Genomic DNA, 25439 nt, shown 5'->3' with positions numbered 1-25439 from the left:
CCGTTCCCATGCATCGCAGACTTGCTTGAAAAGGGTGATAAAATGGAACTCTCTTTTCATTGACAAATCTGAATTTTAAGTGTTCCGATTGAAAAAGTCCCACGCGCTCCTCCTCATTGAAGTTCAATCACAGAACTCTTTTGAAATATTGAGGAGGAGTCTAGGGAATGAAAAGCAAAAACTTCCAATTTCTCTTGTATTCCATCGCTTTTACCAGTATAGCCGTGGCTATGCATCAGGCCTCCTTTAAAAACTTTTTGTTGGATGGCTTGTCCCTTTCTTCACAACAGTACGGCTGGGTTGACGGGATCAAAGAGATTCCCGGGTTGGTTGCAGTTGGTTTAATCGGGTTTACAGCCAGATTTACTGAACGAAATGTATGGGTTTTTTCTTCTTTTGTGATTGCTGCTGCTTTAATTACGTACTCCATTGCCAATGACTTTATTTCCGCGGCCGTGTATACACTGATTTTTAGTGTGGGTACGCACTTATGGTCCATACTGGGCGACTATTTAGTGACTGATTTTTCAACCCCGCAGAACCGCTCCATAAAGTTTGGACAAATCGCCGCCTATCGTGCAGGGGCAAGCCTGATTGGGATGGGGGTCGTCTGGTTACTCAGCTTTACCTTCTCCTTTGATGCCGTCTTTATCATCGGGGGCTTCTTTTCTCTCATCGGCCTTGTGATGGCCGCCAGAATAACAAAAAATAAGCGTCCTCACGGGCCTTCTATGAAGCTGGTCTTCAGGGGGAAGTATTTTCCCTATTACTTATTAAGCCTTCTATCCGCTGCGCGGGAGATGGTTTTTATCACTTTTGCTGCTCTTTTGTTGATTCAGATCTATGATACTTCTCTTCAGTCGATGGCGATTCTGACAGCGATTCATGGGGCATTGGCTGTTATAACAAGACCATTGATCGGAAAAATCACGCAAAAATTAGGCGATCTGAAAGCACTGGCGGTTAATTACGGGCTGGTGACGGCTGTATTTTTGGGATATGCGTATATCGATCATCAATGGGTTGTTTACCTTTTGTTTGTTATTGACGATGTTTTAGCTGGATTCGATGATATTGCCATATCCTCCTATGCAGGAAGACTGGTTCCCAAACATGAATTAAGTTCTACATTGGCGATGGGAAGTACACTTTCACATATGGTAGCGGTATGTATTCCAATTGCCGGAACCTTCATTTGGGTCCCCTTTGGTTCCGTTTATCCTTTTCTTTTTGGCGCGGTTATAACCGTACTGGCGACACTGTTTGCCTTGCTCTATGCGAAGCGCGGATGAAACAGATCGCGATCGGTTGGGCAATTCCACTTTTCTGAAAGGCTCCCCATCGCGTGTGTTTGTATTGAAAGCCCGCGGCCAAACGTTGTCCACGGGCTTCAATTTCCCACAATTACAATGAATTTCGATTCTGTGCAAATATTTTCTCAAACGCTAAACCTACCTCATCCATCACTTTGCTCATCTCCACTTTTCTGCCCAGCAGCTGTTCCATTGATGTTACCCCGTATTCCTGGATTCCACACGGAATGATCATATTAAAATAACGCAGATCCGTATTCACATTTAAAGCAAATCCGTGGCTGGTAATATAGCCCCGGCGCTTCCTGCCCCGATTAAACTTGACACCGATGGCAGCAATTTTAACATCTCCGACCCAGACACCGGTATAAGGCTCTTTGCGCCCTCCCTCGATCCCCCAATACCGGAGGGCATGAATGAGCGCTTCTTCCAGATCACGCAAATAGGAATGGGCATTGTAATTTTTTTCCCCCAGATAAAAGATCGGATAACCTACCAGTTGTCCCGGCCCGTGATAGGTCACATCCCCTCCGCGGTCGATCTCAACCACATCGACCCCCCGCTGGCGGTATTGCTCACCGGTAAAAAGCAGGTTATCTTGATGGCTCCCGCGGCCTAAGGTGATGGTGTGGGGGTGTTCCAGCAATAATAGTTGGTTCGTTATGTTTTCTTGATCGATTTGCTTCACCAGTTCTTTCTGTTTGTCCCATGTTTCCATATAAGGGACCTGTCCTAAACGCTGCACTTCAAACACGGCGCGTCCCTCCTCATGACAAAAGGCACCCTGGACAGGATGCCTGAGTTTTCATTCGATTAGATTTGGCTGTCCGGCCCGTACGCCTCCAAGCGTTCTTTCACACGCTTGAGGAATCGTCCGGCCATCCAGCCGTCCAGGATACGATGATCCAAAGAGAGACAGAGGTTCATCATATCACGTACAGCAATCATGTTATTGGTTACAACCGGCCGCTTTACGATCGCTTCAAATGAGAGGATTGCCGCTTGCGGATGGTTGATGATCGGCGCGGAGGCGATAGAACCGAATGAGCCGGTGTTGTTGACGGTGAAGGTTCCGCCTTGCATATCTTTAAGTTCCAGTTTACCGGAACGCGTCTTTTGCGCTAAATTGTGAACCGCTTTAGCCAGTCCTAGAATGCTTTTTTCGTCTGCATCCTGAATGACAGGAACATAGAGAGCTTCATCGGTGGCTACGGCAATCGAAATATTGATGCGCTTTTTCAGTATGATTTTATCATCCGCCCACACGGAGTTCAAATAGGGGAACTCCTTAAGTGAATCAACAACAGCTTTGATAAAAAACGGCATAAAGGTCAGGCTGACACCCTCGCGATTTTTGAAGTCTGCTTTTAAACGCTCACGCAGTTCAACCAAACCTGTTACATCCGCTTCCATCATCGTCCAGGCGTGGGGAGCTTCGTGTTTGCTCGTTACCATGCGCTGGGCAATGGTGCGGCGAACGCCGGATACCGGCACTTCGATATCTCCGTTTTCTAATGGTGTCCCCGCTGTTGCCGGAGCCGGTTTTACCGGGGCGATGGTTGGCTTGGCGACCGGTGAAGGTTTGGGCTCCGCCACTGCTTTTTCTTTTGCAGGTTCTGGTGCCCCCGGAGCAGCTGTACCTTTTTCAATCGCCCGCAGTACATCTTTACGGGTGATGCGTCCCCCTTTACCGGTACCCCGAATCCCGGTCAGGTCGATATTGTTTTCCTGGGCCAGACGCAACACTGCCGGGGAGTAACGGGCTTTCATGGAGGTATCGCCCTCTTCGTCTTCAGAGACAGCCGGATCGGATGGCGCTTCTGGTTTGGCTTCGGGCTCACTGGCTTGCGGTTCTGCTCCCCCCGACTCATCTATGCGGCAGATCAGCTGGCCTACCTCCACGGTTGACCCTTCTTCTGCTATAATCTCTGTCATTGTCCCTTCAATCGTTGAAGGTACCTCTGCATTTACTTTATCCGTTGCCACTTCGCAGATGGGTTCATATTTTGCAACAGAATCTCCCGGCTTCTTCAACCACTTGGCAATCGTGCCTTCCGTTACACTCTCTCCGAGCTGTGGCATTTTAATGTCGGTTGCCATAAAAAACCTCCTTCTTTACAACTTAAAACTCAGCTAAATCACGAATGGCATTTTCAATTTTATCCGGATTGAGCATAAACTCTTTTTCTAACGGCGGGCTATAAGGCATCGCCGGGACATCCGGTCCGCAGAGACGCCGGATCGGGGCGTCCAGTTCAAAGAAAGCTTCTTCAGCGATGACAGAAGCAACTTCGCCGCCAAAGCCTCCCGTTTTGTTATCTTCATGAATGATTAGCACCTTGCCTGTCTTTGCTGTTGCTTCAATAATCGCTTCCTTATCAAGCGGGACCAGGGTACGCAAGTCGAGCACATGGACACTGATCCCTTCTTTTTCCAGCTTTTCAGCCGCTTGCAGGGCAAAATGCAGAGTGAGTCCATAAGAAATAACGGTTACATCCGTTCCTTCCCGTTTGACATCCGCTTTGCCGATCGGAACAGTATAGTCCTCTTCCGGCACCTCCCCTTTGATTAAACGGTAGCAGCGTTTGTGTTCAAAGAAAAGAACCGGGTCCTCATCACGGATGGCAGCTTTGAGCAGGCCTTTGGTGTCATAAGGATTTGAGGGCATAACAATTTTCAGGCCGGGTATTCCGCTGAAAATCTTTTCAACACTTTGGGAGTGATAAAGGGCTCCATGGACCCCTCCGCCATAGGGAGCACGAATGACAAGCGGACAGGACCATGTCCCGTTGGAGCGATAGCGAATTTTGGATGCTTCACTGATAATTTGGTTCACGGCTGGCATAATAAAATCAGCAAATTGCATCTCAGCTACAGGACGCATGCCATACGCGGCTGCACCGATGGCCACACCGGCAATGGCCGATTCCGTCAACGGAGTATCAAGGACACGGTCTTCACCAAATTCCTCAATCAGTCCAACGGTAGCCCGGAAGACACCTCCGCGCACCCCCACATCTTCCCCGAGCACGAATACGCGTGAATCACGTTGCATCTCTTCTTTGAGTGCCTGTGTGACAGCATCAATATAAGATATAACTGGCATAAGTTTCCTCCTCCTGCTTTAAGCATACACGTGTGTATAAGTATCTTCGGGATCCGGATAAGGAGCTTGTTCCGCGTATTCCGTGGCCTCATCCACTTCTTTGGCGATCTGTCCGCTGATCTCTTTCTCTTTCTGCTCAGTCAGCAGGCCCTCTTCTACTAAATAGTTTCTAAAGATGATGAGAGAATCATTTTTTCTCGCTTCTTCCACTTCCTCACGTGTACGGTAACTGCGGTCATCATCATCACTGGAGTGAGGCACTAAACGGTAGGAAACAGCTTCGATCAAGGTGGGCCCTTCACCGCGGCGGGCCCGCTCAACAGCTGTTTTCACCGCTTGGTATACTTCTAACGGATTGTTGCCGTCCACTTTAACGCCGGGGAAACCATATCCTTGCGCACGTTTGGAGACATCCCCGCCCGCCAGTTGTTTATTGAGCGGCACAGAGATGGCGTATTTGTTGTTTTCAACCATAAAAATTACCGGAAGGTTATGGACACCGGCAAAGTTACATGCTTCATGCCAATCTCCCTGGTTACTCGAGCCTTCTCCGCAGGAAGTCAACACGACATGATTTTTTTTCTCCAGTTTTGCTGCATAAGCAATACCCACAGCATGAAGAACCTGGGTAGTCACAGGGCTGGAACCGGTTAAAATACGGAAACGTTTATCTCCGTAATGCCCGGGCATCTGTCTGCCAGCGCTATTGGGATCTTCTTTTTTGGCAAAGGCTGACAGCATTTGATCTCTGGCGGTCTGGCCAAATACCAATACCATCCCTAAATCCCGGTAATAGGGGCAAAGCCAGTCCTGTTCACGATCGAGGGCAAAAGCGGCCCCTACTTGAATCGCCTCTTGTCCCTGGCAGGAGATGACAAAGGGAATTTTACCGGCACGATTTAACAGCCACATCCGTTCATCAATTTTCCGAGCTAACAGCATGTAGCGATACATATCTAATACTTGCTCATCCGTCAGCCCTAAAGCGGAATGTTTTAAGTTGCTCATGATTCATCCTCCCTCTTTTCAACCAGCATGAATCGCTTCACCATCAACGGCCAGCGCTGCTTCACCATACACTTCAGACAGTGTTGGATGCGGGTGAATGGCATGGGCAATTTCCCAGGCCGTTGCATCCAGGACTTTAGCCAATCCTGCCTCGGAGATGAGATCTGTGGCATGAGGCCCAATGATGTGAACACCGAGCAGATCATCCGTTTTCCTGTCGGATATTATTTTGATAAATCCATCAACCTCTCCGAAAACCAGCGATTTGCCCACTGCGCGGAAGGGGAACTTGCCGACTTTGACATCATGCCCCTCTGCTTTCGCCTCTGCTTCCGTCATCCCCAGACTCCCTACTTCGGGACGGCTGTATGTACAACGGGGAACGTGTAACGGGTTAAGCGGATGTACATCAAGGCCCGCCATATGCTCCACGGCCAATATTCCCTCATGGGAGGCCACATGTGCCAACTGATAGCCTCCTACAACATCCCCAATCGCGTAAATATGAGATTCGGCCGTTTGCATAAATTCGTTGACTTGAATGACGCCTTTTTCCACCCGGATCGACGTGTTGTGCAATCCGATATCCTCAATATTGGCTTGTCTGCCTACTGAAACGAGAACGCGCTCTGAGGATAATGAGAGTGTTTTTGTCCCTTGTTCTGCCTGCAAAGTAGCCACCCCGCCCCGAATGGTAACGCTTTCAGGCAAAACCTTTGCTCCAGTAAAAATTTTTACTTTTCGCTTCTTCAGTAATCGGGTCATTTCCCTGCTGACCTCTTCGTCCTCAAATGGCAAAATACGATCGGCAAACTCAACGACAGTCACTTCTACTCCAAAGTCATTTAACATGGAGGCCCACTCAATCCCGATTACACCGCCACCAATAATGATAATGGACTTTGGCAATGATTTCATCTGCAAAGCATGGTCGGAATTCATGATAGTATTTCCATCCATCTCTAAACCCGGAAGAGTCCGCGGACGGGAGCCCGTGGCAATCAAAACAAATTGCGGCACCAACATATCCGCTTCACTGCCATCCTCTTTTTCAACCGAAATGGTCCCGGGGGTAGGGGAGAAGATTGAAGGCCCTAAAATACGCCCTGTCCCTCCATAAACATCTACTTTATTTTTCTTGAGCAGATGCTGTACCCCTTTGTGAAGCTGGCTAACCACTTTTTCCTTCCGTTTTTGCACCGAGCCCATATCCAATTTGACGTCAGCCACATGAATTCCGTAATTCTTGCTGTTCTGCATATCATGATACAGTTCTGCACTCCGCAAAAGCGACTTACTGGGTATGCAGCCTTTATGCAGACAAACACCGCCTACTTTTTCTTTCTCGACAACGGCAACTTTCAGTCCCAGCTGAGCGGCGCGGACGGCAGCAACATAACCGCCGGGTCCGGCCCCCAGCACGACGAGATCATAGTTCTCAGCCACTGGATGTCTTCACTCCTTTTTCGTCAGGCGAATAAACTAACGCTTTTTCCTCTCCCCTGATTACCCGTAATGCACCTTCTGCCAATGCTTGCAATTCATTTTCCCCGGGAACGACATAGACCGGACCGATCCATGAAACACGCTCCTTAATCATACCCGTAAAGATTTCACCATAGGCAAGCCCGCCCGTTAAAATAATGCCGTCTACTTTTCCCGCCAGAACCGTCGAATAGGCTCCAATCTCCTTGGCCACCTGGTAAGCCATCGCCTCATAAATGAGCTTCGCTTTCTCATCTCCACTGGCAATCCGCTCTTCCACTTCTCTGGCATCAGAAGTGCCGAGATACCCCATCAGACCCCCTCGCCCAACGAGCATCCGCATGATTTCACTGGCAAAAAATTTTCCAGAATAGCTGATTGCAACTAAATCCCCGATGGGAACCGTGCCGGCACGCTCCGGAGAAAAGGGCCCTTCTCCGTGCAATCCGTTGTTTACATCAATAACCCGCCCCTGATGATGGGCTCCCACCGTGATTCCGCCACCCAAATGGGCAACAACATAATTAACCTTCTCATAACTGGTTCCGTTTTGTCTGGCAATGCGGCGGGCAACTGCTTTTTGATTCAGGGCATGAAAAATACTCTTGCGCTCAATCTCAGGCACGCCTGAGATACGGGCAACAGGCTGCAATTCATCGACAACTACAGGATCAACGATAAATGCAGGGATATGAAGTTGGCCGGCAATCTCCTGAGCGATGATCGCACCGAGGTTAGAAGCGTGTACTCCGAATTCTCCGGAGCGCAAATCTTCAATCATGGCCTGGTTGACTTCATACGTTCCCCCCGGAATCGGCCGCAGTAATCCGCCACGGGCAACTACCGCATTCAACCGGGTCAAATTGATTCCTTCCTGGTCCAGTGTTTCCAGAATGACCTGTTTGCGGAATGGATATTGCTCAAACAGGTCGTTGTATTTTGCTATCTCCCTGGGATCATGGCGTAACGTTTCCTCCAGGATTGGCTTTTCATTATCAAAGACGCCGATCTTTGTCGAGGTTGACCCCGGATTTATTGCCAAAATCCGAACCGGCTCATGCACATCCAACACTCCGTTTCTTCCATTGCCATTTCCTCATTAGCGGGAGTTTAATAAACTCCGTTGATCGTGCAAGAACATGCTTCTCGAACGGCGCACTGACTCGATCCGTTCCTCCGCCATACGATCAGCCGCCTTACAACTTGGAATGCCGTCGCGCTTGGCAATTTCAAACACTTTTAAGATTTTATCATAAATCCCTTCTACTTTTTTCATCGCCCGTTCGCGATTATACCCGAGCAACTCATCAGCTACATTGATAACCCCGCCCGAGTTGATCACGTAATCGGGGGCATATACAATTCCCTTCTGGTCCAGGATATCCCCGTGGCGTTCTTCTTTTAACTGATTATTGGCCGCACCAGCCACCACTTTACATTTCAAGAGTCCAATCGTTTCATCATTGATAATTGCTCCCAATGCACAGGGTGCAAAAATGTCGCAGTCAACTTCATAAATTTTGTCCGGGTTGACCGCTTCCGCACCAAAATCATGGATGGCGCGATTCATATTTTCCTGATTGATATCGGTGACAATCAGTTTTGCCCCTTCTTCATGCAAATGTTTACACAAATGATAGGCAACATTCCCTACTCCCTGAACGGCAACGATCTTTCCTTTGAGCGAGTCATCTCCAAAAGCTTCTTTTGCCGCTGCTTTCATTCCCCGGTAAACACCATAAGCGGTAACGGGTGAGGGGTTGCCGCTGGAGCCAAAAGCAGGTGAAATTCCGGTGACGTACAGTGTTTCCCTATGAATCAGATCCATATCTTCTACCGTAGTACCCACATCTTCTGCCGTGATGTACCGTCCGTTCAATCCCTGGATGAAACGGCCAAACGCCCGGAACATTTCCTCGCTCTTATCTTTTTTTGGGTCACCGATAATCACCGTTTTTCCCCCACCGAGATCCAAACCGGCAGCAGCATTTTTGTACGTCATGCCACGGGCCAGGCGCAGTGCATCCACAATCGCCTCTTCCTCCGAATCATAGGTCCACATCCGTGTGCCACCCAGTGCAGGGCCTAAAGTGGTATCATGGATGGCAATAATGGCCTTAAGCCCCGAATTTTTATCCTGACAAAGCACCAGTTGCTCATAGTCATATTTTTGCATGTAATCAAATAGGATCATGAGGATTCCTCCTTGAGCGCTTCTGATAATCTGCTTGCAATACCGCTAAAGCAATGGAATACAGCTTTGCTTCATGCGTGTCTGCCCGTGAAGTGAGAACAACAGGAACTTTTGCCCCCAGTACAAGGGCACCAATCTTGCTCTTTGCAAAATAAACCAGCGATTTGTACAAAATATTTCCTGCTTCTATATCGGGCACCAACAATACATCCGCAACACCCGCAACCGGGCTATGAATTCCCTTATGCGCGGCAGCTTCCTCAGAAACGGCATTGTCCAATGCAAAAGGACCATCGATAGTTGCTCCTTTTATTTGACCCCGGCGATTCATCTGCGCCAGGGCTGCCGCATCTAAAGTAGGCGGCATGTTAGGGTTCACAACCTCAACAGCCCCGAGTGCAGAAATTTTAGGATCGCTGTTTCCCAGGGAATGACAGAACTTGATGATGTTTTGCGCGATTTGCACCTTCTCGGGCAATGTGGGTGCAATGTTAAGAGCCGGATCTGTGACATGAATAAGACGATTATACCCCGGAACCTCAAAGGAAGCGACATGGCTTAACACTTTTCCGCTCCGCAAGCCGTTTTCTTTATTCAGCACTGCCCGCAGAAAATCGGCGGTTTGCACCATCCCCTTCATAACCACATCAGCTTTTCCCTCACGTACAGCCGCAACTGCCTGTTGAGAAGCTTGTACATCAGATGTCGCATGGCTGACTGCTGTGCGGTTGATTTCAATTCCCAACTCATGGCTTAAGCTTTCAATTTTTTCTTTGTCGCCATATAGCAGAAATTGGGCAATCCCACGTTTTTCAGCATCCAGAACTGCTTCCAATACCTCTTTATCAGCCGCTGCTGCTACCGCGACGGTAACCGGTGGAAGAGACTCTGCTTTCTTTACTACCTCATCAAAAGTTTTTATCATTTCTTTACACCCCATTTTCCGGCCTAAGTTGTGTAGAAGTCTATTGTATAATAAAATATTTTTCTCGTTTTAGCCGGTCACCATACCATTTATGCAAAAGGTATGCCAATAAATGTAGTTCACGAATGATCCGGTTGGTCCTCCAACGACGGACAGTTAAAAACAACTTATTCTGCAAAATATTACAGAGTCGCGCAAAATATTTCCTGCATTTTTTTGCAGTATTAAAGTAAATGATACCGTTCCAGCTTATAATATAAATTGCGCACAGAGATTCCTAAGCGGCGCGCCGACTCCGTTTTATTTCGTCCACAACTGACATACACACGTTTGATAAATTCTCTTTCGGTCTCTGCTAACACTTCTTTTAAGGTTTTTTCCTTATCTCCGTTTGTCGCTTGGGATTCTTTTTCCCCCAATGCCGTTCGGGAAAGGTTCAGTGAAGGCAGATGGATCGGTTTGATGATCTTTTCATTAAAAGCCATATTGATCATCGCTCTTCCCAACACATTCTCCAGCTCCCTGACATTGCCCGGCCAGGAGTACCGGGACAAAATGGCCAGTGCTCCCGGGTCGATCTCTTCTACAGACCGGCCGTATTCCTGGTTATATTTTTTTATCAGGTGAGTGGATAAATCATACAGATCTTCTTTTCTGTGTCGCAATGGGGCAATCTGAATCGGTAACACGTTGAGCCGGTAATAAAGATCCTCGCGGAAGCGTTTTTCCTGAATCGCTCTTTCCAAATAAACATTGGTTGCAGCAATTACACGGACATCAACCGGGATAGACTTGGTTCCACCAACACGAATAACTTCTTTCTCCTGTAATACACGAAGAAGTTTTGCCTGGGTGCTTGGCTGAAGCTCTCCGATCTCGTCCAGAAACAGGGTTCCGCCGCTGGCCTCTTCAAATAAACCCTTTTTTCCGCCCCGTTTTGCCCCGGTAAACGCACCCTCTTCATAGCCAAACAGCTCGCTTTCCAACAATGATTCTGAGAGAGCCGCGCAATTGACGCGAACAAATTGATTATATTTGCGATCGCTGGCATTATGGATTGCATGGGCGAACAACTCTTTCCCCGTTCCCGATTCTCCCCGCAAAAGAACCGTGGCTCTGGTTTTCGCTGCTTGTTTTGCTTGCTCCTGGGCGATGCGCATCGCTTCACTCGTTCCGATGATATCGTCAAATGTATACTTGGCTTCCAGCTTCCGAATAATCCGCCTTGCCCGTTCCAAATCGCGGTTGAGCTGTTGTAACTCGGACATATCGTGAATGATGGCCACACTTCCTTTTAACTCATCATTGATGATAATCGGAGCCGCATTGACAACCACCTCTTTGCGTTGGGGTCCCACTTTCATATGTACTCCGCGTACCGGCTGGCGGGTTTTCAATACTCTCATGTGCATACTTTCTCCCTCGGAGATATCCGTTTCTGCCGGCTTGTCGATTACATCTTCCGGAGGCAGCCCCGTAAGACGCGTATAGGCAGGATTAATCAACATTCCCATTCCATCGGCATCAACTACAGAGATAGCATCATCAGAAGAGTTAATGATTGCTTGCAACAGGCTTTTCATCCCTTCCAGATCCGTCACTTGTTGCGTTAAACTCTGCAGTTCACTAACATCGCGGAACACAGCGACGGCCCCGATCACTTTTCCCTCAGGATCTTTCACAGGCACGCGATTTGTTACAATTTCCATATCTCCGGAAAGTTGTTGCTTTTGGTTTAACTCCTGCACTCCCCGCTTCAGCACAATTTCCAGCCGCGTGTTGGGGACCAGTTCAGCAACAGGCTTGCCCAACGCTTCAGCAGCTTTCAGTTGAAGCATCCTTTCGGCCGCCCGATTTAACAGAGTTACCTGCCCCTTTTTGTTAACTGCGATCATCCCGTCGTGAGTCGAGTTCAGAATCGCTTGCAATTCACGCTGTCTCTGACGCCATGCCTGAAACCACCGATCTTTTTCTTCCACCAGACGAACCATCAGATTGGCAATCTCTCCGGAAATGACAAGAGTGTCCGGCAGATCAAGCTGGCACAAACGAGAATAAACAGCCGGGTCACCTGTTACTTCCAGAATCACATCAGGAGAGAGCCGCAAAAACGGTTCTATTTCCCGGCCGGTCAGGATCCCCTGTTTTTTGGCTTCCTGAATCGCCGGTGTATCAGCTGATACATCGACAATCCCGATCACTTTCACGAATTCAACGGTTGAAAGGGTTTGTAAGATCGCATTTCCTTCCTTTCCCCCGCCCACGATCAAAAACCTTTGCAAAAGGGTGGCCCCCCTTTCTATCATTCCGTCCCTATCTTAACACAAGGTTCATCTTCTGTTCGCTACAGGGTGGCAATCCTGCTACAAATAAGGTACGATAAGCCTTGATAGAAAGAAAGGCGGTCATGGATGATGAAAATCATTTATCAACGCATATTTGCCATCATTATTATGTGTATCCCGGGAATTCTCGCTATCTATGGCTGGACCGTTATGCGAGACATCCTGTTTGATTATTTGGCCGGCCAGGGGTTTGCCCTGTTATCCTTTCTCGGCGCACTGGTCCTGTTTTTGCTCGGGCTTTCGATCATTGGCGGTTTTATCTTTCACCGTGACAAGAAACGCAATAAAATTCAACCCCGACTGCTCGGAAAAAAAGAAGACCCTGATAAAGTACGCAAACCCGGCTTTTAACCATCCATACACCAGTATTTCCAAATGAAATGAACAAGCCAGTTTCCAGACGCTCAAGTTTGGTTACTGGCTTTTTTTGTGAAATTGTGTGGTCCAGGGAGAAGATGTATAAAACTCTTTTTCAGCTGTTTGTCACTCCCTGATCTGTAGGCACATATCCTAGATGTGATGATAAAGCCACAGGGGGGAACACCGTGTACCATCCAAGTCAAACCTGGTTTTTTCATACGTTAAAACAACCTTTACTCTCTACCACCCGTTTATGCCGGGAGTGGATCCAAAAGCAGCACCAGGAACTGGGGGACAAGGAAATCGCGACTGCGCTGAGACGTCTTGACTGCCAACTTCAACAAGTTGAACAAGCTGCCACATCTTCGTATATGGACCCCGTCTCCCTGTACAACTGGTTAAACAGGGTCGTACATTCACAAAAACAAGTTTTACGCTGGCTAAACACACTGGTTGCTCCCGTGCAGTCCGCTCCTTCATTGACCATTTCACAAGAAACCGGGCCGGAAAAATCTGTTCCGTTAAACGAACGGATGGGTGAACCGCGCGTTCCGATCGGCAAGCACAAATTACCCCCGCTTCCCTATCCTTACAATGCCTTAGAACCGTATATTGATGAGAAGACTATGCATCTTCATCATGATGAACATCATAAAAGTTATGTGGATGGGCTGAATAAAGCAGAAAAAATGATGGAGCAGGCCCGTCGGACCGGAAACTTTGATCTGATTAAACATTGGGAAAGAGAAGCAGCTTTTAACGGCGCCGGACACTATCTCCACACTATTTTTTGGGAAATAATGAGCCCGCAAGGAGGCGGGGAGCCAACCGGCCCTTTACTCCGCCAAATTGAACGCGATTTCGGCAGTTATGATGCGTTTAAAAAACATTTTTCAGCTGCTGCGGAAAAAGTGGAAGGGGGCGGCTGGGCGATTCTGGTCTGGAGCCCGCGCGCTCATCGCCTGGAAATTTTGCAAGCTGAAAAACATCAAAATTTATCGCAATGGGATGTGATTCCGCTTCTTCCTTTAGATGTATGGGAACATGCTTACTATTTAAAATACCCCAATAATAGAAAAGCGTATATTGAGGCCTGGTGGAACTTGGTTAATTGGCCCGAAGTGGACAGAAGATGGAAAATGGCCCGCCAGGTGATATGGAAACCATATTAATCCGGGCTCACCTCATCTTCACCATTTTCACATGATTATGGAGGTTTAAGATCCTATGGCTAAGAAGAAAAGAAGCCATCGTGAAAAAAAAGCGAATCGTCCCCCAAAACCGCGTTTCACTTCTAAGGCAAATATATACCACAGCGAAGTGGTAGCTCCGTTAGAAAAAGCATACCGGCAAGCAATGCGCACTGGCAATTATGAGGAAGCAGGACATTTTTTTAAAGAGACCACCGAAGCCAGAAAGGAGCACCGGTTGCTCCTCCATCGCAAAGAACTGGTAAAAATCAATTAAACAAAGTTTGATATCTTCCTCATCTTACGGACATAGATTTTACAGGCGGGAAATACGCGAACAAAAGCGCCGACTCCCTCAACACTAGGGAGTCGGTCTATAACATCGTTGTTTATATGATTTAGCCTTAAAGAAATCCCCGCCTTTTTGTTTTTCGTCATCCGTGCCCCAATCTACTTCGCCATCGATCTTTCTTAACAAGGGGATGTGTTTGGAACAATGGATGTAAGCTTCATCTACCTTAACAAGAACCCATCTTTCCGCTTTCCCACCCTCTTTTTCTTGCAGATACATCGCAACTTGCTCAGGCACTCCCGGGCACATATGGAGTCCCTCATTCTCAATAATTGATGCCCCGCCATTTACATGCAGTCCGATTTTGTGTTCAAAAAAGTCTACAAATAATAAGCCAATATGTGGATTTTCGTAGATATTTCCAAGACTTGCATAAACTCCGTTTCCGCGGTATTCGGGATATATCAGCGTCTTTGTATCAACGACATGAATAAAACCGGGTAAACCTGCACGAAAAGACATGTCACAATTTCCCTGGCTGTCAGCAGTCGCGACAAACATCATTTCCTGCTTTGCAATAAATGTCTGCATTAAAGGGCTTAAATGATCTAACATTTGATTTTCATAAAAAGCAGCAGCCCGTTTTTCACTTCCAAACATACGCTGTAACTGACGTTCTCCATGAGAACCATGCATCATTTAATTACTCCCCTGTATATTTATAAGATAAGTCATTTCTTACTAAAGTATAGACAAGATTCTTAAACTCAGCAAATCCGATGAAGATCATAAATAAAATCAAAACTGATTCCAATTTCTATGTCTATAGTCATATTAAGAATTTAACGTATTTTCTATTATTATTCAAGTCAAAAACATCATTAAAATCCCGGTAAGCTCTTTTATATATTGTGAAGTGAATGAGCTTTTTAAAATAACCGGCGACGACCAGGGAAGTCCGGGAAATAGAAGAAAAATGAACTTAAAGAAAATGGACAGCGCTACAACTGTTTTTGGATTCACAAAAAATGTCGGACTTGCGAAAGGGTTATCCCCTGCTCGTCCGACACGATTTGGCTTCATTTAAGCTACTTTTATGACAACATTTTTCTTAGAGTGCCTTACAATCTATCCATAAACTCTCCACTCAACGATCTGGTATCATTTTTATAATATAGCCTTACGTAACTTTATTACTGCTATTATTGTCTTTATCACTGCGAATAGTCGGCAGTAACTTTTTACGGTCTTCCTGGCCTACGATGAGACTTGCCTTATAGATAAAATCATCAGACTTGATATCAAAAGTGTGATTAAGTTCCTGTACTACTTCCGCGATATTTTTCCGGGAATAACCCATTTTAGCCATTACATAGACAACATAACTGATCACTTGAGATTCTGTTAAACAGTTGATCGCGCCTTCTCGTGCCAAAATAATCCTCCCCTTTCTATTAAACTAGTCAACACTCCTTCCCGAAACGATTATTTCCTGGTTCTCTTTTTTTGATTTGTACATCGACAAAACGAAATATGATGGGTTTGCCATTTAATGTTTTTAAAAATATAAAGAAGGAATTTGTCAGATCATCAGACAGTCTTACTCTTCGCCTCCCCCTCGAAATGAACGGTATAACCATCGCTAACAGCCCTTTTTTTCTTTAATTTTTGAATATCTCAGCTTAATTACAGTATAAAAAAATGTTAAAATATAATTCAATCAATTACAAAGATTAAATTAATATTTTTTTGTTTACTGTAATCAACATTTTGAAAACCCTTACAATTAACTGATTCAACGATAATTTCTGTATTTTTCAGAAATAAAAGGGCTACTAGTCGAAAAAATGGAAGTGTAAGTACGGGAGGGATGTACAATTGGATTTTAAAAAGGTTGGCGAATTAATTCGCAAGGTACGCAAAGACCGGGGAATGACGCTGGACGATCTGTGTGACGATTATATTCCCCGAACCACACTATCCATGATTGAAAGAGGTTTAACACATAATCCGGTAAAAGTAAGATATATCTTACGCAAACTGGATATTAACTTAACCGATCTGTCCAAAAAGGAGAAGGAACAGGCGGAAGATCAAGAACTTGAACTAATCATCCTTGAAAACAGGATTAATTCTGAGCCACGGAAGACATTGAGCGAATTATCCAAATTTCCGGCAGAATATAATCGTCCTGTAGTCGACTTTTTAAAAGGCCGATGTTACTACAAGACAGGTCAATATGACCGGGCGGCTGACTTTTTTAATAAGGCATTGCGGGTGTTAGAAAAATCTGTTGATCACGAGCGGACAAACTTAAAGCCTTTATGCCTTAATCACCTTTCTGTCATCGAATTTAATCAAGGAAATAATGAAAAAGCTTTACATTATGTTGAGGATGGAATAAACAGCTTCGACCTGAATGGTGAGCGACAATACTATTACATCAATCTTCTGACCAATAAGGCGATTTATTTACGGGGTCTGGGCAGAGCCGAGAAAGCGTTAAAAACTCTTGAGGAGATTAAGGTTAATTCTTTTGATATAAACATTGATGCCGTCATAGGTATCTATGATCTGCAAGCGAAACTGAAACGTGAAATTAAATTATACGATGAAGCAGCCTCTTGTGCAATAAAAGGGCTTGAACTGGCCAGGGTCAATTACAACTATCCACGCCAACTGGAGTTATACATCACACTGGGAGAAATCTACAGGGAAAGCGGAAAACTTCATCAAGCGGAGAAATGCCTCAACGCCGGAATTGCCCTTAAAGATAAAATCTCTCGCAGGCAGTTCTTAATTCAGGATGCTTATCTCAAGCTTGGCATTGTTTATTTTGAAAAGAAGGATTTTCAGCTATCACACAAAACATTGCGAAAGGCATTAAATATTGTGAAAATCGAAAATGATATGTTAAAATACTCAAAGGCATTACTTTATGTAGCAAAATGTTTTCTATCTGAGTGCAAGTATGAGAAGGCGCTGTCCACATTTAAGAATGTATATGAGCTTGACTCAGATGATAAAACCAACTTAGAGGCTCTCCGCGGATTGTCGCAAGCATCGCTCTTGCTAGGAGACGAAACTAATTATATCAAATATTCCAAGCTGTATTTCGGAACAGGAATTTAAGGAGGTCTTTCTATGTTAGACGCAGAAATGGCATTGATCCATTTCCGTGGCGATGACGATACACAACCCACCGATGACTAGTTAGCAAACAAAACCACACATCAAATATCCAAAGCTTTAATTCGGAAACAAGCAGAAATTTATTTTAAACGATGATGATACACACAACATCTGCCGTACAAACTTAAAAGGACAGAAGCAAATCGCAGAAGCTTCCGTCCTTTTTGCTTGATCGTACGCAAAGCAGCTTGTGGTTTTTTATAAAAAACACCGAATTTACCAAAAAAAGGCAAAAACGGTGTTAAAGTAGCAGTTTTATGTATTGGCCAAAAAAATATTCACTGACTGTCTGTCAATTAAATTCTTTCATGCGGCTCTTGTCAACCCACTTTGTGTTCAATCCTCAATTTATCCGCTACCATGGCAATAAACTCACTATTGGTGGGCTTCGCCTTGGTCACGTTGATCGTATAGCCAAACAGGCTGCGAATGGAGTCCATATTGCCCCGGCTCCAGGCTACTTCGATGGCATGGCGAATCGCCCTTTCCACACGGCTGGGAGTGGTATTGTATTTTTCGGCGATCCTTGGGTAAAGCGTTTTGGTAATCGCCCCCAACAGATCGACCTCATTGTAAACCATGGTGATTGCCTCGCGCAGATAGAGATATCCTTTGATATGGGCAGGCACCCCGATTTCGTGAATTACATTGGTAATATTAGCATCGAGGTTATGGGTCCGCTGTCCTGTTCCGCTGTTGCTCACTTTTATTCGCGGCGCTGTGGACACATGCCCTTTCATTTGCCGAATCCGGTGAGTGAGCACCTCCATATCAAACGGCTTTAAAATGTAATAGGAAGCTCCCAATTCCACCGCACGCTGTGTGATATTTTCCTGGCCAAAAGCTGTTAACATCACAATCTTGGGGACAGGTTGGATATTCATTTCCTGGATTTGCTCAAGTACACCCAGCCCGTCCAAATGCGGCATAATTATATCCAATACCAGAACATCGGGCACCTCTTGTTTTAACATTTCAATCACTTCTCCGCCATTATAGGCAACTCCAACCACTTCCATATCTTCTTGACTTGAAAGATGCTCTTGCAACAATTCAGCGAATTCCCGATTATCATCGGCCAAAACGACTCGGATTTTATTCAAAGAAGACCCTCCCTTTTCCCATATGTGAAACCTATTGATTTTTGCGGGTAATCACAACAATCCTCAGGATGACCGAATCATATCTGATACCGCTCGGAAACATAACTGAGTTTTGCCTTTCTCATGGGGTTTACAACAGGACGGTTGGTAACTTCTGATTTCCCGCTTGTGATCAAAACAACACCATTTTTTAATTAAAAATCGTTGATGTTGACTCATTTCTTGTTTGTTTTCCTTTCGACAAACATTTAGATCTTCCTTCTTTCACCACAAATAAACATCAAAAATTACCAAAAGAGGGAATATAATGTCTTTGCTGCTGGCAACCTTTATTCATTTTTCTTTTATTTTCATCATTTCCCTTCAAGCCAGGAGAGTAAGCGTTTTCAATAATCAGGTATCCAGTCCACAGTGGAAGAAGTCCTTACAACCTATCTTTTCCCGGACCATTTTCATCCTTCAATTAACAAAAATTGCAATGAGGGATTCGGAATTTGCTGCAACAGTACCTCCCGCTTTACAAAAACCAGCTATCATCCCAATAAATATATTGTTTTTTTAATATTTTCAAGAAATCAAAAGCAATCTATCTGCCTGATTAACATTTATATAGAAATAATTCTATTATACATTTCATCATTTGTAAATAATATTTTGTTATTTAAATGTAAATAATCATATAATATTTTAAGATTATTCCTTTCTATGTGGATTTTTTTTGTAACCTATCATTCGACTTTTGCTATGAAATTTCCTTATTATCTTTATATTTATCTCAAGAATCTGAGAATATTTCTGCATCACAAAGCAAAAAAAGCGGAACCCTTAAGGGGTCCCGCTGATGGGAATACTCCGGCATCCTGGAGCATCCATTCAATAAAAGTTCCATATCCTGAAGTTGGATCATTAACAAATACATGAGTAACAGCGCCGACTAATTTTCCATCTTGAATAATCGGGCTTCCGCTCATCCCCTGGACAATCCCCCCTGTTTTGTCTAAGAGGCGCGAATCAGTTACTTTAATGATGAGACCTTTGGTTGCCGGAAATTTTTGGCGCAAGACATGAACGATTTGAATATTGAAAGCTTCTACTTTTTGACCTTCCACTACCGTTAAAATTTTGGCCGGGCCCTCTTTGACTTGTTCGGCTAAGGCTACAGGAATCGGTTGCGCTGGTGTTTCCATGGCAGGTACTTTTTCCATCTTGCCAAAGATGCCAAACGGAGTGTTTCTCGTGATATTACCCAGTACTTGATCTTCTTGCAAAAAAATGGCTCTCTTTTCGCCCGGTTCACCTGACTCCCCTTTTTGAATGGAAGTAACATTGGATTGAATAATTTTCCCTTTCCCAACCGTAATCGGCTTACCTGTATCCATATCAGAAATCACATGTCCCAATGCACCATACACTTTTCCTTTAGGATCATAAAATGTAAGAGTGCCGACACCGGCAGCCGAATCACGGATGTATATGCCCAGCCGGTACAGGTTTTCCCTTTTGTCAAACAAGGGGTGTAATGTGACTTGCTTTTCCCGGCCATCCCTGAGCAGGGTCATTTGCAGCGGTTGTCTTGTTTTCCCCGCTTTTGCAACAGCTTCAACCACATCACTCACCTGTGTAATCGCTTTACCGTTAATGCGGGTCAAATAGTCCCCTACACGGATATCCGCTTTTTCTGCGGGAGATTTGTCTTCATTTTCCGCGTGCACTAAGTGATGCCCCACCACTAATACACCGGAGGTTTTTAATTTCACTCCAATAGACTGTCCCCCCGGTACCACCTTTATATCGGGGTATACACTGACATTCACTTTTTTAATGGGCAGGGTTCCAAATAGTTTGAGGGTGAGTAATGTTTTACCTGTTGCATGAGAAAGCAGAGTGACGGGGTGATGCAAATCCACAGGAACTTGAAGCTGATTGGAGCCATTAATTTGAATCACGTCAGGGTTGGAAACACTTGCAGTCGCTGAGACGGGCATGATCAGATGGAGTTTCTGCAATTGCCCCTGAAACAGCCGAACTTCTGCCGGGAAACCCGTAAACTGCCGAAATGTAGTGGTTGTACTTCCCATCAATAAGAGAAGCACCAGGAGAAAGCCTATCCATTTTTGTTTCTTCGCTCTTTGCAACATCCACCACTCTCCTGAGCTTCCCGCCTAACCTTCGCCTTACAGCAACCATCCATATGATTAAGTTAACCGCAGGCCTCCTTCTTTATGTCCCGCAAATCATTCCGGAAAATAAAAAACACTTTTCTGTGAAAGCGCTCTCATCCCTTGTATGGACGATTTTTACAAAATAAAAAGTGGATTTTCTTCTCCTTGCAGAATCGAAAAAAATCCACATTTTTAAACTTGTTAATGTAAAGTTTGTTTGACCCGGTCAGCAAGGCGCAGCATTTCTTCAGCATGTTCACATGTTTTTTGAGTTACTTCCACACCACCCAGCATACGGGCCAATTCCAGTGTGCGTCCCTGATGGTTGAGCGATTCTACTTTCGTTCGCGTCTTATCATTTTGCGATTCCTTGGAGATGTAAAAATGGAGATCTGCCATACAAGCCACCTGAGGAAGATGAGTTACACATAATACCTGGTTTTTCTGTGCCAAAACGGCTATTTTCTCCGCAATGGCCTGAGCCGCCCTTCCGCTGACACCGGTATCGATTTCGTCGAAGATTAAGGTATGCACATCTTCAATATCGGTAAAAATACATTTGAGAGCCAGCATCATCCTGGAAAGCTCGCCGCCTGAAGCAATTTTGGCAAGAGGCCGCAGAGGTTCTCCGGGGTTTGGAGCAATTTGAAATTCGATTACATCTTTGCCTGTTGGCAGGAATTGGCCAGAGCGATAAGCATCAGGATAAAAAGCCACATGGAAAATAGTGGAGCCCATATTGAGGTCGCGCAGCTCACGCTCTACTTTTTCTTCAAGGAGTGACGCCGCTTTCTTTCTGCAGGCTGTCAGTTTTTCGGCCAAAGCCCCCAACTGCTTACTGAGACTTCTAATTCTTTCCTCCAGTTCTGCCTGTGTTTCATCACGATGAACGAGTTGTTCCAACTCCTGTTCCACTTTTTCCCCATATTGCAGAATATCTTCGATCGAATCTCCATATTTTCTTTTGAGTTGCTTTAGCAGATGAAGCCTCTCTTCCACTTCATATAAGCGGTCAGGATCAAACTCCAAGTCATCCTGGTACCGGCCTAACTCCCGTACCGCTTCTTCCACTTGATAGGTGGCTGTTTGCACCATTTCTTTGGCTGCGGCCAGCGTTTCGTCCACGGCAATGATTTCCTCAAGATGAGATAAAGCTTCCTGAATATGATCAAGGCCTCCACGATCTCCATAGAGATGGTCATATGCTTTTGCGGTATGAGTGATTAACTTTTCAGCAAAAACCAACCGATTTTTCTCCTGTTCTAATTCCTCATCCTCCCCGGCAACAAGTTGTGCCGACTCAATCTCCTCTTTCTGAAATTGCAGCAAGTCGATCCGCTGAGCCATCTCTTTTTGATTCAGATTTATACGTCTCAGCTCTTTATGCAATTGTTGATATTTTCCAAAAACCTGCTCATATTCCTCTCGTAAGGAAAGGATTTCCTCACCGCCGAACCGGTCAAGCCACTCCAGATGTTCTTCCACTTGGAGCAGAGATTGATGCTCATGTTGACCAGAAATATCTATTAGTTTTTTCCCAATTTGCTTCAACATGGCCAGCGTGACAATTCGACCATTGACCCGACAGGTGCTCTTGCCGCCTGCGGTGATTTCTCTGCGGATAATCAGGGAACCCTGATCATCTTCGACACCCCATTCAGCTAAGACAGGGCGAATCGGATGAGTGTGTGAGAGGTCAAACAAAGCTTCAATCTCAGCTTTATCTGCCCCGTGGCGGACAAATTCAGAAGAGGCCCGCCCTCCCGCAATCAAACCCAGGGCATCAATAAGAATCGATTTTCCGGCACCCGTTTCACCCGTGAGAACATGAAATCCCCCTTCAAAGCGAAGCTGTATCTCTTCAATAATCGCAAATTGGCGAATGGATAATTCCCGTAGCATCTTGATCTACTCCTAAAGCATATCGATAAAACGTTGGACGACTTCGTGTACTTTTTCTTTCTCGCGACTGATAATCAAAATGGTATCATCTCCGGCCAACGTCCCGATAATTTCATCCCAGTCTAAGTGATCCATGAGAGCGGCGACAGCGTGTGCATTTCCCGGCAATGTTTTCATGACGATCATGTTTTCTGCATGGTCAATGCTCACAAATGATTCCTGTACCATTCGTTTCAGTTTTTGCTCGGGATTAAAACGCCTGTCAGCTGGTAAAGAGTATTTATAAGTTCCATTATTGGTTGGTACCTTAACGAGACGGAGCTCTTTAATATCCCTTGATACCGTCGCCTGGGTGACATTATAACCCGCTTTTTTTAATTGTTCCACCAGTTCATCCTGAGTTTCAATATCCAGGTTTGCGATAATTTCCCGGATCTTAATATGTCGCTGAGCTTTCATATTGTGCCTCCTGCCCTGCTTTCATCAACACTTTCTCCCTGTAGTTTTTTCCTTATCACTTCAAAAAATGAACGTTCCTGCCACTTAATGAGCAAGGTATTAAATGGAGAGCGGCTGACGCGAACAATATCATCTTCTTTTAAGCAATAACCCAGTTGACCGTCAATGGTCATTTCCATCTCACGATGAGCAGCTGATACTTTGATTTCCAGAACAGATTCAGCCGGTAATACCATCGGTCGCGAAGTGAGCGTGTGAGGACAAATGGGAGTCAGCAACAAGGTTTGAATGTCAGGATAAACAATTGGGCCGCCACAGGAAAGTGAGTAAGCGGTTGAACCCGTTGGTGTAGATACAATCAATCCATCACCGGAATAAGTTCCCAAATAGATTCCATCCATGTAAGCCGTACAGGTAATCATGCGACCAAATGAACCTTTGGCAATTCCTATATCATTTAAGGCAGTCCCTTTCTCAATCACTTCTCCCTGGCGAACTAATTCCGCAGTTAACATCAAGCGTTCTTCTATGTAGTAATCTCCGGCAAGCACACGATCTACTGCTGTAGATAAATCGCCCGGTTCCGCTTCAGAAAGAAATCCCAGATGTCCTACATTAAAACCGAGAATGGGGAGATGGTGTTCGGCAAATTGCCGGGCGATTCCGAGCAAAGTACCGTCTCCTCCCAATACAAAGACAAGGTCTACTTTTTGCGGGAAGCAATCTAATTCCAGACCAATCTCCGCCCGCCCCAGGGCCTTTGCCGTCCCCGGTTCTACATAAACGACAGAACCTTTTCGTTCAAGCAACTGAAGCAATTGATGCACAAATATATGTGCCTTGGGTTTATCCTGATTTATTGTAATGCCGATGGTCTTCAACAAATCCACCCCAAAAAAGAAGTGCCCAAAATTTATCGGATCAACAAAGCAAGAATCATCCCAAAGGCAACCGCCGCGATGTAGGACCACTTAAATCCTTGCTTTGTTCTAAACCTCATGTTGGGTACATCAAATTCAATCACCTTAATCTTACCTTTTTCCCGGTCAACATACAAAATTCCCTCAGGCCGGTACAAAAGATAATAAGGCAGAAAATGGTCGCGCAAAGCCGGGCCGGTCATCCGCAGAGGCTTCCGCTCTCTGGAGACGATCACGATATACAAACCTTGATCAGAATGGGCCAGATAGTCGATATACAGCCTGCTCTCATAAATGTGATCATCTACATCAATCGTGAGTGGAACCCGTACTTTTGCATCCACCACTTCAAAACCTTTTTGTCTCAACAGATGGGGAATTTCCCCTCTTGGCTCCACCCACTCACGTTTTGAAGACTTTTTTAACCAGTCAGTGATAAAGGAAAAAGAGACCCAATTTCTCAATAATAAGAAGAACATGACTCCGATCAGTAAGGCAAGAACCAAATTATCACCTGGATGGGACACTAAAACTCCCCCCTTTACCTACTAATTCGCAGCCATAGCAAAGAAACCTTTTTTCTTTTTCCGTGAAAGTGCTGGGTGTCGCAGGGGGAGGGCAGAATTTCTGTCTCACCCACGATTGGCGCCCTGAATCATGGACGCTGTCCCTTATCCAAACCGCATGTGGGCATCCCGTACCACTGCTTCGATCCGCTCTGTCCAGTCTGCTTTATTCCCAGGTTCCCGATGAATGAAATAACTTAAAAATTCAATATTCCCTTCCCCCCCCTGAATAGGGGAAGGTGCCAGTCCCTTTACCTCAAATCCTTGTGAATGGGCAAACTGTACAAAAGAGGAAAGAACTTGACAATGAACAGCCGGGTCTTTCACAATCCCCTTTTTCCCAACCTGTTCCCGTCCGGCTTCAAACTGCGGTTTCACAAGTGCCACAACTTCCCCGTCAGGAAGAAGTAATTGCTTTAAATTTGGAAGGATGTGGGACAAAGAGATAAAGGAGACGTCAATCGTTGCTAAATCAGGGGATTCCCCACCCAGTTGTTCACGTTTTAAATAGCGAAAGTTGGTTCGTTCCATAACGATGACACGAGGGTCCTGACGGAGCTTCCACGCAAGTTGGCCATACCCCACATCAACGGCGTACACTTTTCTGACACCGTTTTGCAGCGCACAATCTGTAAAGCCTCCGGTTGAAGCACCAATATCGATCATCACCCGGCCATCCATTTGGATGGAAAAAAAGCGGAGCGCTTCCTCTAATTTTAAACCACCCCGGCTCACATAGGGATGTAGCTGGCCTTTTATCTCAACGACAGCATCTGAGGGGACTTTCGTCCCCGCTTTATCAATCCGCTCCTGATTAATAAAAACCAGTCCGGCCATAATTGAACGCTGTGCCTGCTGTCTGCTGTTAAAGTATCCTTTTTGTACAAGTAAAAGATCTAACCGTTCTTTATTCACTC

General features: G+C 45.4%; 23 protein-coding genes. 5 read left to right on the top strand and 18 right to left on the bottom strand.

Going from position 1 to position 25439, the window contains the following annotated elements; all coding sequences use genetic code 11:
• The first annotated feature begins 167 nt into the window (after window positions 1-167).
• Window positions 168-1292 carry an MFS transporter gene (locus I8U27_RS11775; protein WP_181752261.1) on the top strand — a complete coding sequence of 375 codons (1125 nt, stop codon included), beginning with the start codon at window positions 168-170 and terminating at the stop codon, window positions 1290-1292.
• 112 nt (window positions 1293-1404) lie between these two features.
• Here I8U27_RS11775 and lipB read toward each other — a convergent pair whose 3' ends face one another.
• The 9 genes from lipB to I8U27_RS11730 all read right to left on the bottom strand — a co-directional run bounded on the left by lipB (window position 1405) and on the right by I8U27_RS11730 (window position 12313).
• Window positions 1405-2067, bottom strand: a complete 663-nt coding sequence (gene lipB, locus I8U27_RS11770; protein WP_309506143.1) for a lipoyl(octanoyl) transferase LipB — start codon at window positions 2065-2067, stop codon at window positions 1405-1407.
• A 59-nt stretch (window positions 2068-2126) separates the two neighbouring features.
• Window positions 2127-3413 carry a dihydrolipoamide acetyltransferase family protein gene (locus I8U27_RS11765; protein ID WP_181752260.1) on the bottom strand — a complete coding sequence of 429 codons (1287 nt, stop codon included), beginning with the start codon at window positions 3411-3413 and terminating at the stop codon, window positions 2127-2129.
• Between the two features lie 22 nt (window positions 3414-3435).
• Entirely contained in the window at window positions 3436-4419 is a 984-nt protein-coding gene (locus tag I8U27_RS11760) for an alpha-ketoacid dehydrogenase subunit beta (protein WP_181752259.1), read from the bottom strand.
• Between the two features lie 18 nt (window positions 4420-4437).
• Window positions 4438-5427 (bottom strand): thiamine pyrophosphate-dependent dehydrogenase E1 component subunit alpha, encoded by a 990-nt coding sequence (locus I8U27_RS11755; protein ID WP_181752258.1) that lies wholly within the window; start codon window positions 5425-5427, stop codon window positions 4438-4440.
• A gap of 18 nt (window positions 5428-5445) precedes the next feature.
• On the bottom strand, window positions 5446-6873 hold the full coding sequence (gene lpdA, locus I8U27_RS11750) for a dihydrolipoyl dehydrogenase (RefSeq protein ID WP_181752257.1): 1428 nt from the start codon (window positions 6871-6873) through the stop codon (window positions 5446-5448).
• The gene (gene buk / locus I8U27_RS11745; protein WP_309506146.1) at window positions 6866-7975 is read right to left on the bottom strand and encodes a butyrate kinase; all 1110 of its coding nucleotides are present in this window, start codon (window positions 7973-7975) and stop codon (window positions 6866-6868) included. Before buk ends, lpdA begins: the two co-directional genes overlap by 8 nt.
• 36 nt (window positions 7976-8011) lie before the next feature.
• Complete coding sequence (locus I8U27_RS11740; protein WP_181752256.1) at window positions 8012-9106, bottom strand: Glu/Leu/Phe/Val family dehydrogenase; 1095 nt, start codon at window positions 9104-9106, stop codon at window positions 8012-8014.
• Window positions 9093-10031: a phosphate butyryltransferase gene (gene yqiS / locus I8U27_RS11735; RefSeq protein ID WP_181752255.1), complete on the bottom strand. Its 939-nt coding sequence runs from the start codon at window positions 10029-10031 to the stop codon at window positions 9093-9095. The genes I8U27_RS11740 and yqiS overlap by 14 nt, the downstream gene beginning before the upstream one ends.
• Window positions 10032-10255: 224 nt before the next feature.
• Window positions 10256-12313, bottom strand: a complete 2058-nt coding sequence (locus tag I8U27_RS11730) for a sigma-54 interaction domain-containing protein (protein ID WP_181752254.1) — start codon at window positions 12311-12313, stop codon at window positions 10256-10258.
• Between the two features lie 129 nt (window positions 12314-12442).
• Between I8U27_RS11730 and I8U27_RS11725 the strand changes: the two genes are divergently transcribed.
• From I8U27_RS11725 to I8U27_RS11715, 3 genes are all read left to right on the top strand, one after another.
• Window positions 12443-12727, top strand: a complete 285-nt coding sequence (locus tag I8U27_RS11725) for a DUF2627 domain-containing protein (RefSeq protein ID WP_232345423.1) — start codon at window positions 12443-12445, stop codon at window positions 12725-12727.
• A gap of 194 nt (window positions 12728-12921) precedes the next feature.
• Window positions 12922-13908, top strand: coding sequence for a superoxide dismutase (locus tag I8U27_RS11720; RefSeq protein WP_309506142.1), 987 nt, complete (start codon window positions 12922-12924; stop codon window positions 13906-13908).
• Between the two features lie 55 nt (window positions 13909-13963).
• Complete coding sequence (locus tag I8U27_RS11715) at window positions 13964-14203, top strand: hypothetical protein (protein ID WP_181752252.1); 240 nt, start codon at window positions 13964-13966, stop codon at window positions 14201-14203.
• A gap of 84 nt (window positions 14204-14287) precedes the next feature.
• Here the strand turns inward: I8U27_RS11715 and I8U27_RS11710 are convergent, their stop codons facing one another.
• Window positions 14288-14917, bottom strand: a complete 630-nt coding sequence (locus tag I8U27_RS11710) for a pyridoxamine 5'-phosphate oxidase family protein (protein ID WP_232345421.1) — start codon at window positions 14915-14917, stop codon at window positions 14288-14290.
• Between the two features lie 481 nt (window positions 14918-15398).
• Window positions 15399-15653 (bottom strand): hypothetical protein, encoded by a 255-nt coding sequence (locus I8U27_RS11705; RefSeq protein WP_181752251.1) that lies wholly within the window; start codon window positions 15651-15653, stop codon window positions 15399-15401.
• Between the two features lie 443 nt (window positions 15654-16096).
• On the opposite strand from I8U27_RS11705, the gene I8U27_RS11700 reads away from it, so the two are divergent.
• Window positions 16097-17350, top strand: a complete 1254-nt coding sequence (locus tag I8U27_RS11700) for a helix-turn-helix domain-containing protein (RefSeq protein ID WP_181752250.1) — start codon at window positions 16097-16099, stop codon at window positions 17348-17350.
• Between the two features lie 380 nt (window positions 17351-17730).
• Here the strand turns inward: I8U27_RS11700 and spo0A are convergent, their stop codons facing one another.
• The 7 genes from spo0A to I8U27_RS11665 all read right to left on the bottom strand — a co-directional run bounded on the left by spo0A (window position 17731) and on the right by I8U27_RS11665 (window position 25437).
• Window positions 17731-18513 (bottom strand): sporulation transcription factor Spo0A, encoded by a 783-nt coding sequence (gene spo0A, locus I8U27_RS11695; protein WP_181752249.1) that lies wholly within the window; start codon window positions 18511-18513, stop codon window positions 17731-17733.
• 800 nt (window positions 18514-19313) lie between these two features.
• Window positions 19314-20651 (bottom strand): SpoIVB peptidase, encoded by a 1338-nt coding sequence (gene spoIVB / locus I8U27_RS11690; protein WP_181752248.1) that lies wholly within the window; start codon window positions 20649-20651, stop codon window positions 19314-19316.
• Window positions 20652-20876: 225 nt separating this feature from the next.
• On the bottom strand, window positions 20877-22577 hold the full coding sequence (gene recN / locus I8U27_RS11685; RefSeq protein ID WP_181752247.1) for a DNA repair protein RecN: 1701 nt from the start codon (window positions 22575-22577) through the stop codon (window positions 20877-20879).
• Window positions 22578-22589: 12 nt separating this feature from the next.
• A complete protein-coding gene (gene ahrC, locus I8U27_RS11680; protein ID WP_181752246.1) occupies window positions 22590-23036 on the bottom strand; it encodes a transcriptional regulator AhrC/ArgR in 447 nt (148 codons plus the stop codon).
• A complete protein-coding gene (locus tag I8U27_RS11675; RefSeq protein ID WP_181752245.1) occupies window positions 23033-23917 on the bottom strand; it encodes an NAD(+)/NADH kinase in 885 nt (294 codons plus the stop codon). Before I8U27_RS11675 ends, ahrC begins: the two co-directional genes overlap by 4 nt.
• Before the next feature lie 32 nt (window positions 23918-23949).
• Complete coding sequence (locus I8U27_RS11670; protein ID WP_181752244.1) at window positions 23950-24483, bottom strand: hypothetical protein; 534 nt, start codon at window positions 24481-24483, stop codon at window positions 23950-23952.
• A 144-nt stretch (window positions 24484-24627) separates the two neighbouring features.
• Window positions 24628-25437 (bottom strand): TlyA family RNA methyltransferase, encoded by an 810-nt coding sequence (locus I8U27_RS11665; RefSeq protein ID WP_181752243.1) that lies wholly within the window; start codon window positions 25435-25437, stop codon window positions 24628-24630.
• Window positions 25438-25439 lie beyond the last annotated feature (2 nt).

It is taken from the genome of Paenactinomyces guangxiensis, from assembly GCF_016055185.1.
Lineage (GTDB): Bacteria > Bacillota > Bacilli > Thermoactinomycetales > Thermoactinomycetaceae > Paenactinomyces > Paenactinomyces guangxiensis.
The sequence above is the reverse complement of the archived record's forward strand: the minus strand, read 5'-3'. Positions and strand labels throughout refer to the sequence as shown.

What these genes read in the sequence shown, in the direction of transcription:
- recN (WP_181752247.1), bottom strand. Translation starts at nt 22,577, where the DNA reads ATGCTACGGGAATTATCCATTCGCCAATTTGCGATTATTGAAGAGATA.
- I8U27_RS11775 (WP_181752261.1), top strand. Translation starts at nt 168, where the DNA reads ATGAAAAGCAAAAACTTCCAATTTCTCTTGTATTCCATCGCTTTTACC.
- I8U27_RS11740 (WP_181752256.1), bottom strand. Translation starts at nt 9,106, where the DNA reads ATGATCCTATTTGATTACATGCAAAAATATGACTATGAGCAACTGGTG.
- I8U27_RS11760 (WP_181752259.1), bottom strand. Translation starts at nt 4,419, where the DNA reads ATGCCAGTTATATCTTATATTGATGCTGTCACACAGGCACTCAAAGAA.
- I8U27_RS11765 (WP_181752260.1), bottom strand. Translation starts at nt 3,413, where the DNA reads ATGGCAACCGACATTAAAATGCCACAGCTCGGAGAGAGTGTAACGGAA.
- I8U27_RS11725 (WP_232345423.1), top strand. Translation starts at nt 12,443, where the DNA reads ATGATGAAAATCATTTATCAACGCATATTTGCCATCATTATTATGTGT.
- I8U27_RS11755 (WP_181752258.1), bottom strand. Translation starts at nt 5,427, where the DNA reads ATGAGCAACTTAAAACATTCCGCTTTAGGGCTGACGGATGAGCAAGTA.
- spoIVB (WP_181752248.1), bottom strand. Translation starts at nt 20,651, where the DNA reads ATGTTGCAAAGAGCGAAGAAACAAAAATGGATAGGCTTTCTCCTGGTG.
- I8U27_RS11710 (WP_232345421.1), bottom strand. Translation starts at nt 14,917, where the DNA reads ATGATGCATGGTTCTCATGGAGAACGTCAGTTACAGCGTATGTTTGGA.
- yqiS (WP_181752255.1), bottom strand. Translation starts at nt 10,031, where the DNA reads ATGATAAAAACTTTTGATGAGGTAGTAAAGAAAGCAGAGTCTCTTCCA.
- I8U27_RS11715 (WP_181752252.1), top strand. Translation starts at nt 13,964, where the DNA reads ATGGCTAAGAAGAAAAGAAGCCATCGTGAAAAAAAAGCGAATCGTCCC.
- ahrC (WP_181752246.1), bottom strand. Translation starts at nt 23,036, where the DNA reads ATGAAAGCTCAGCGACATATTAAGATCCGGGAAATTATCGCAAACCTG.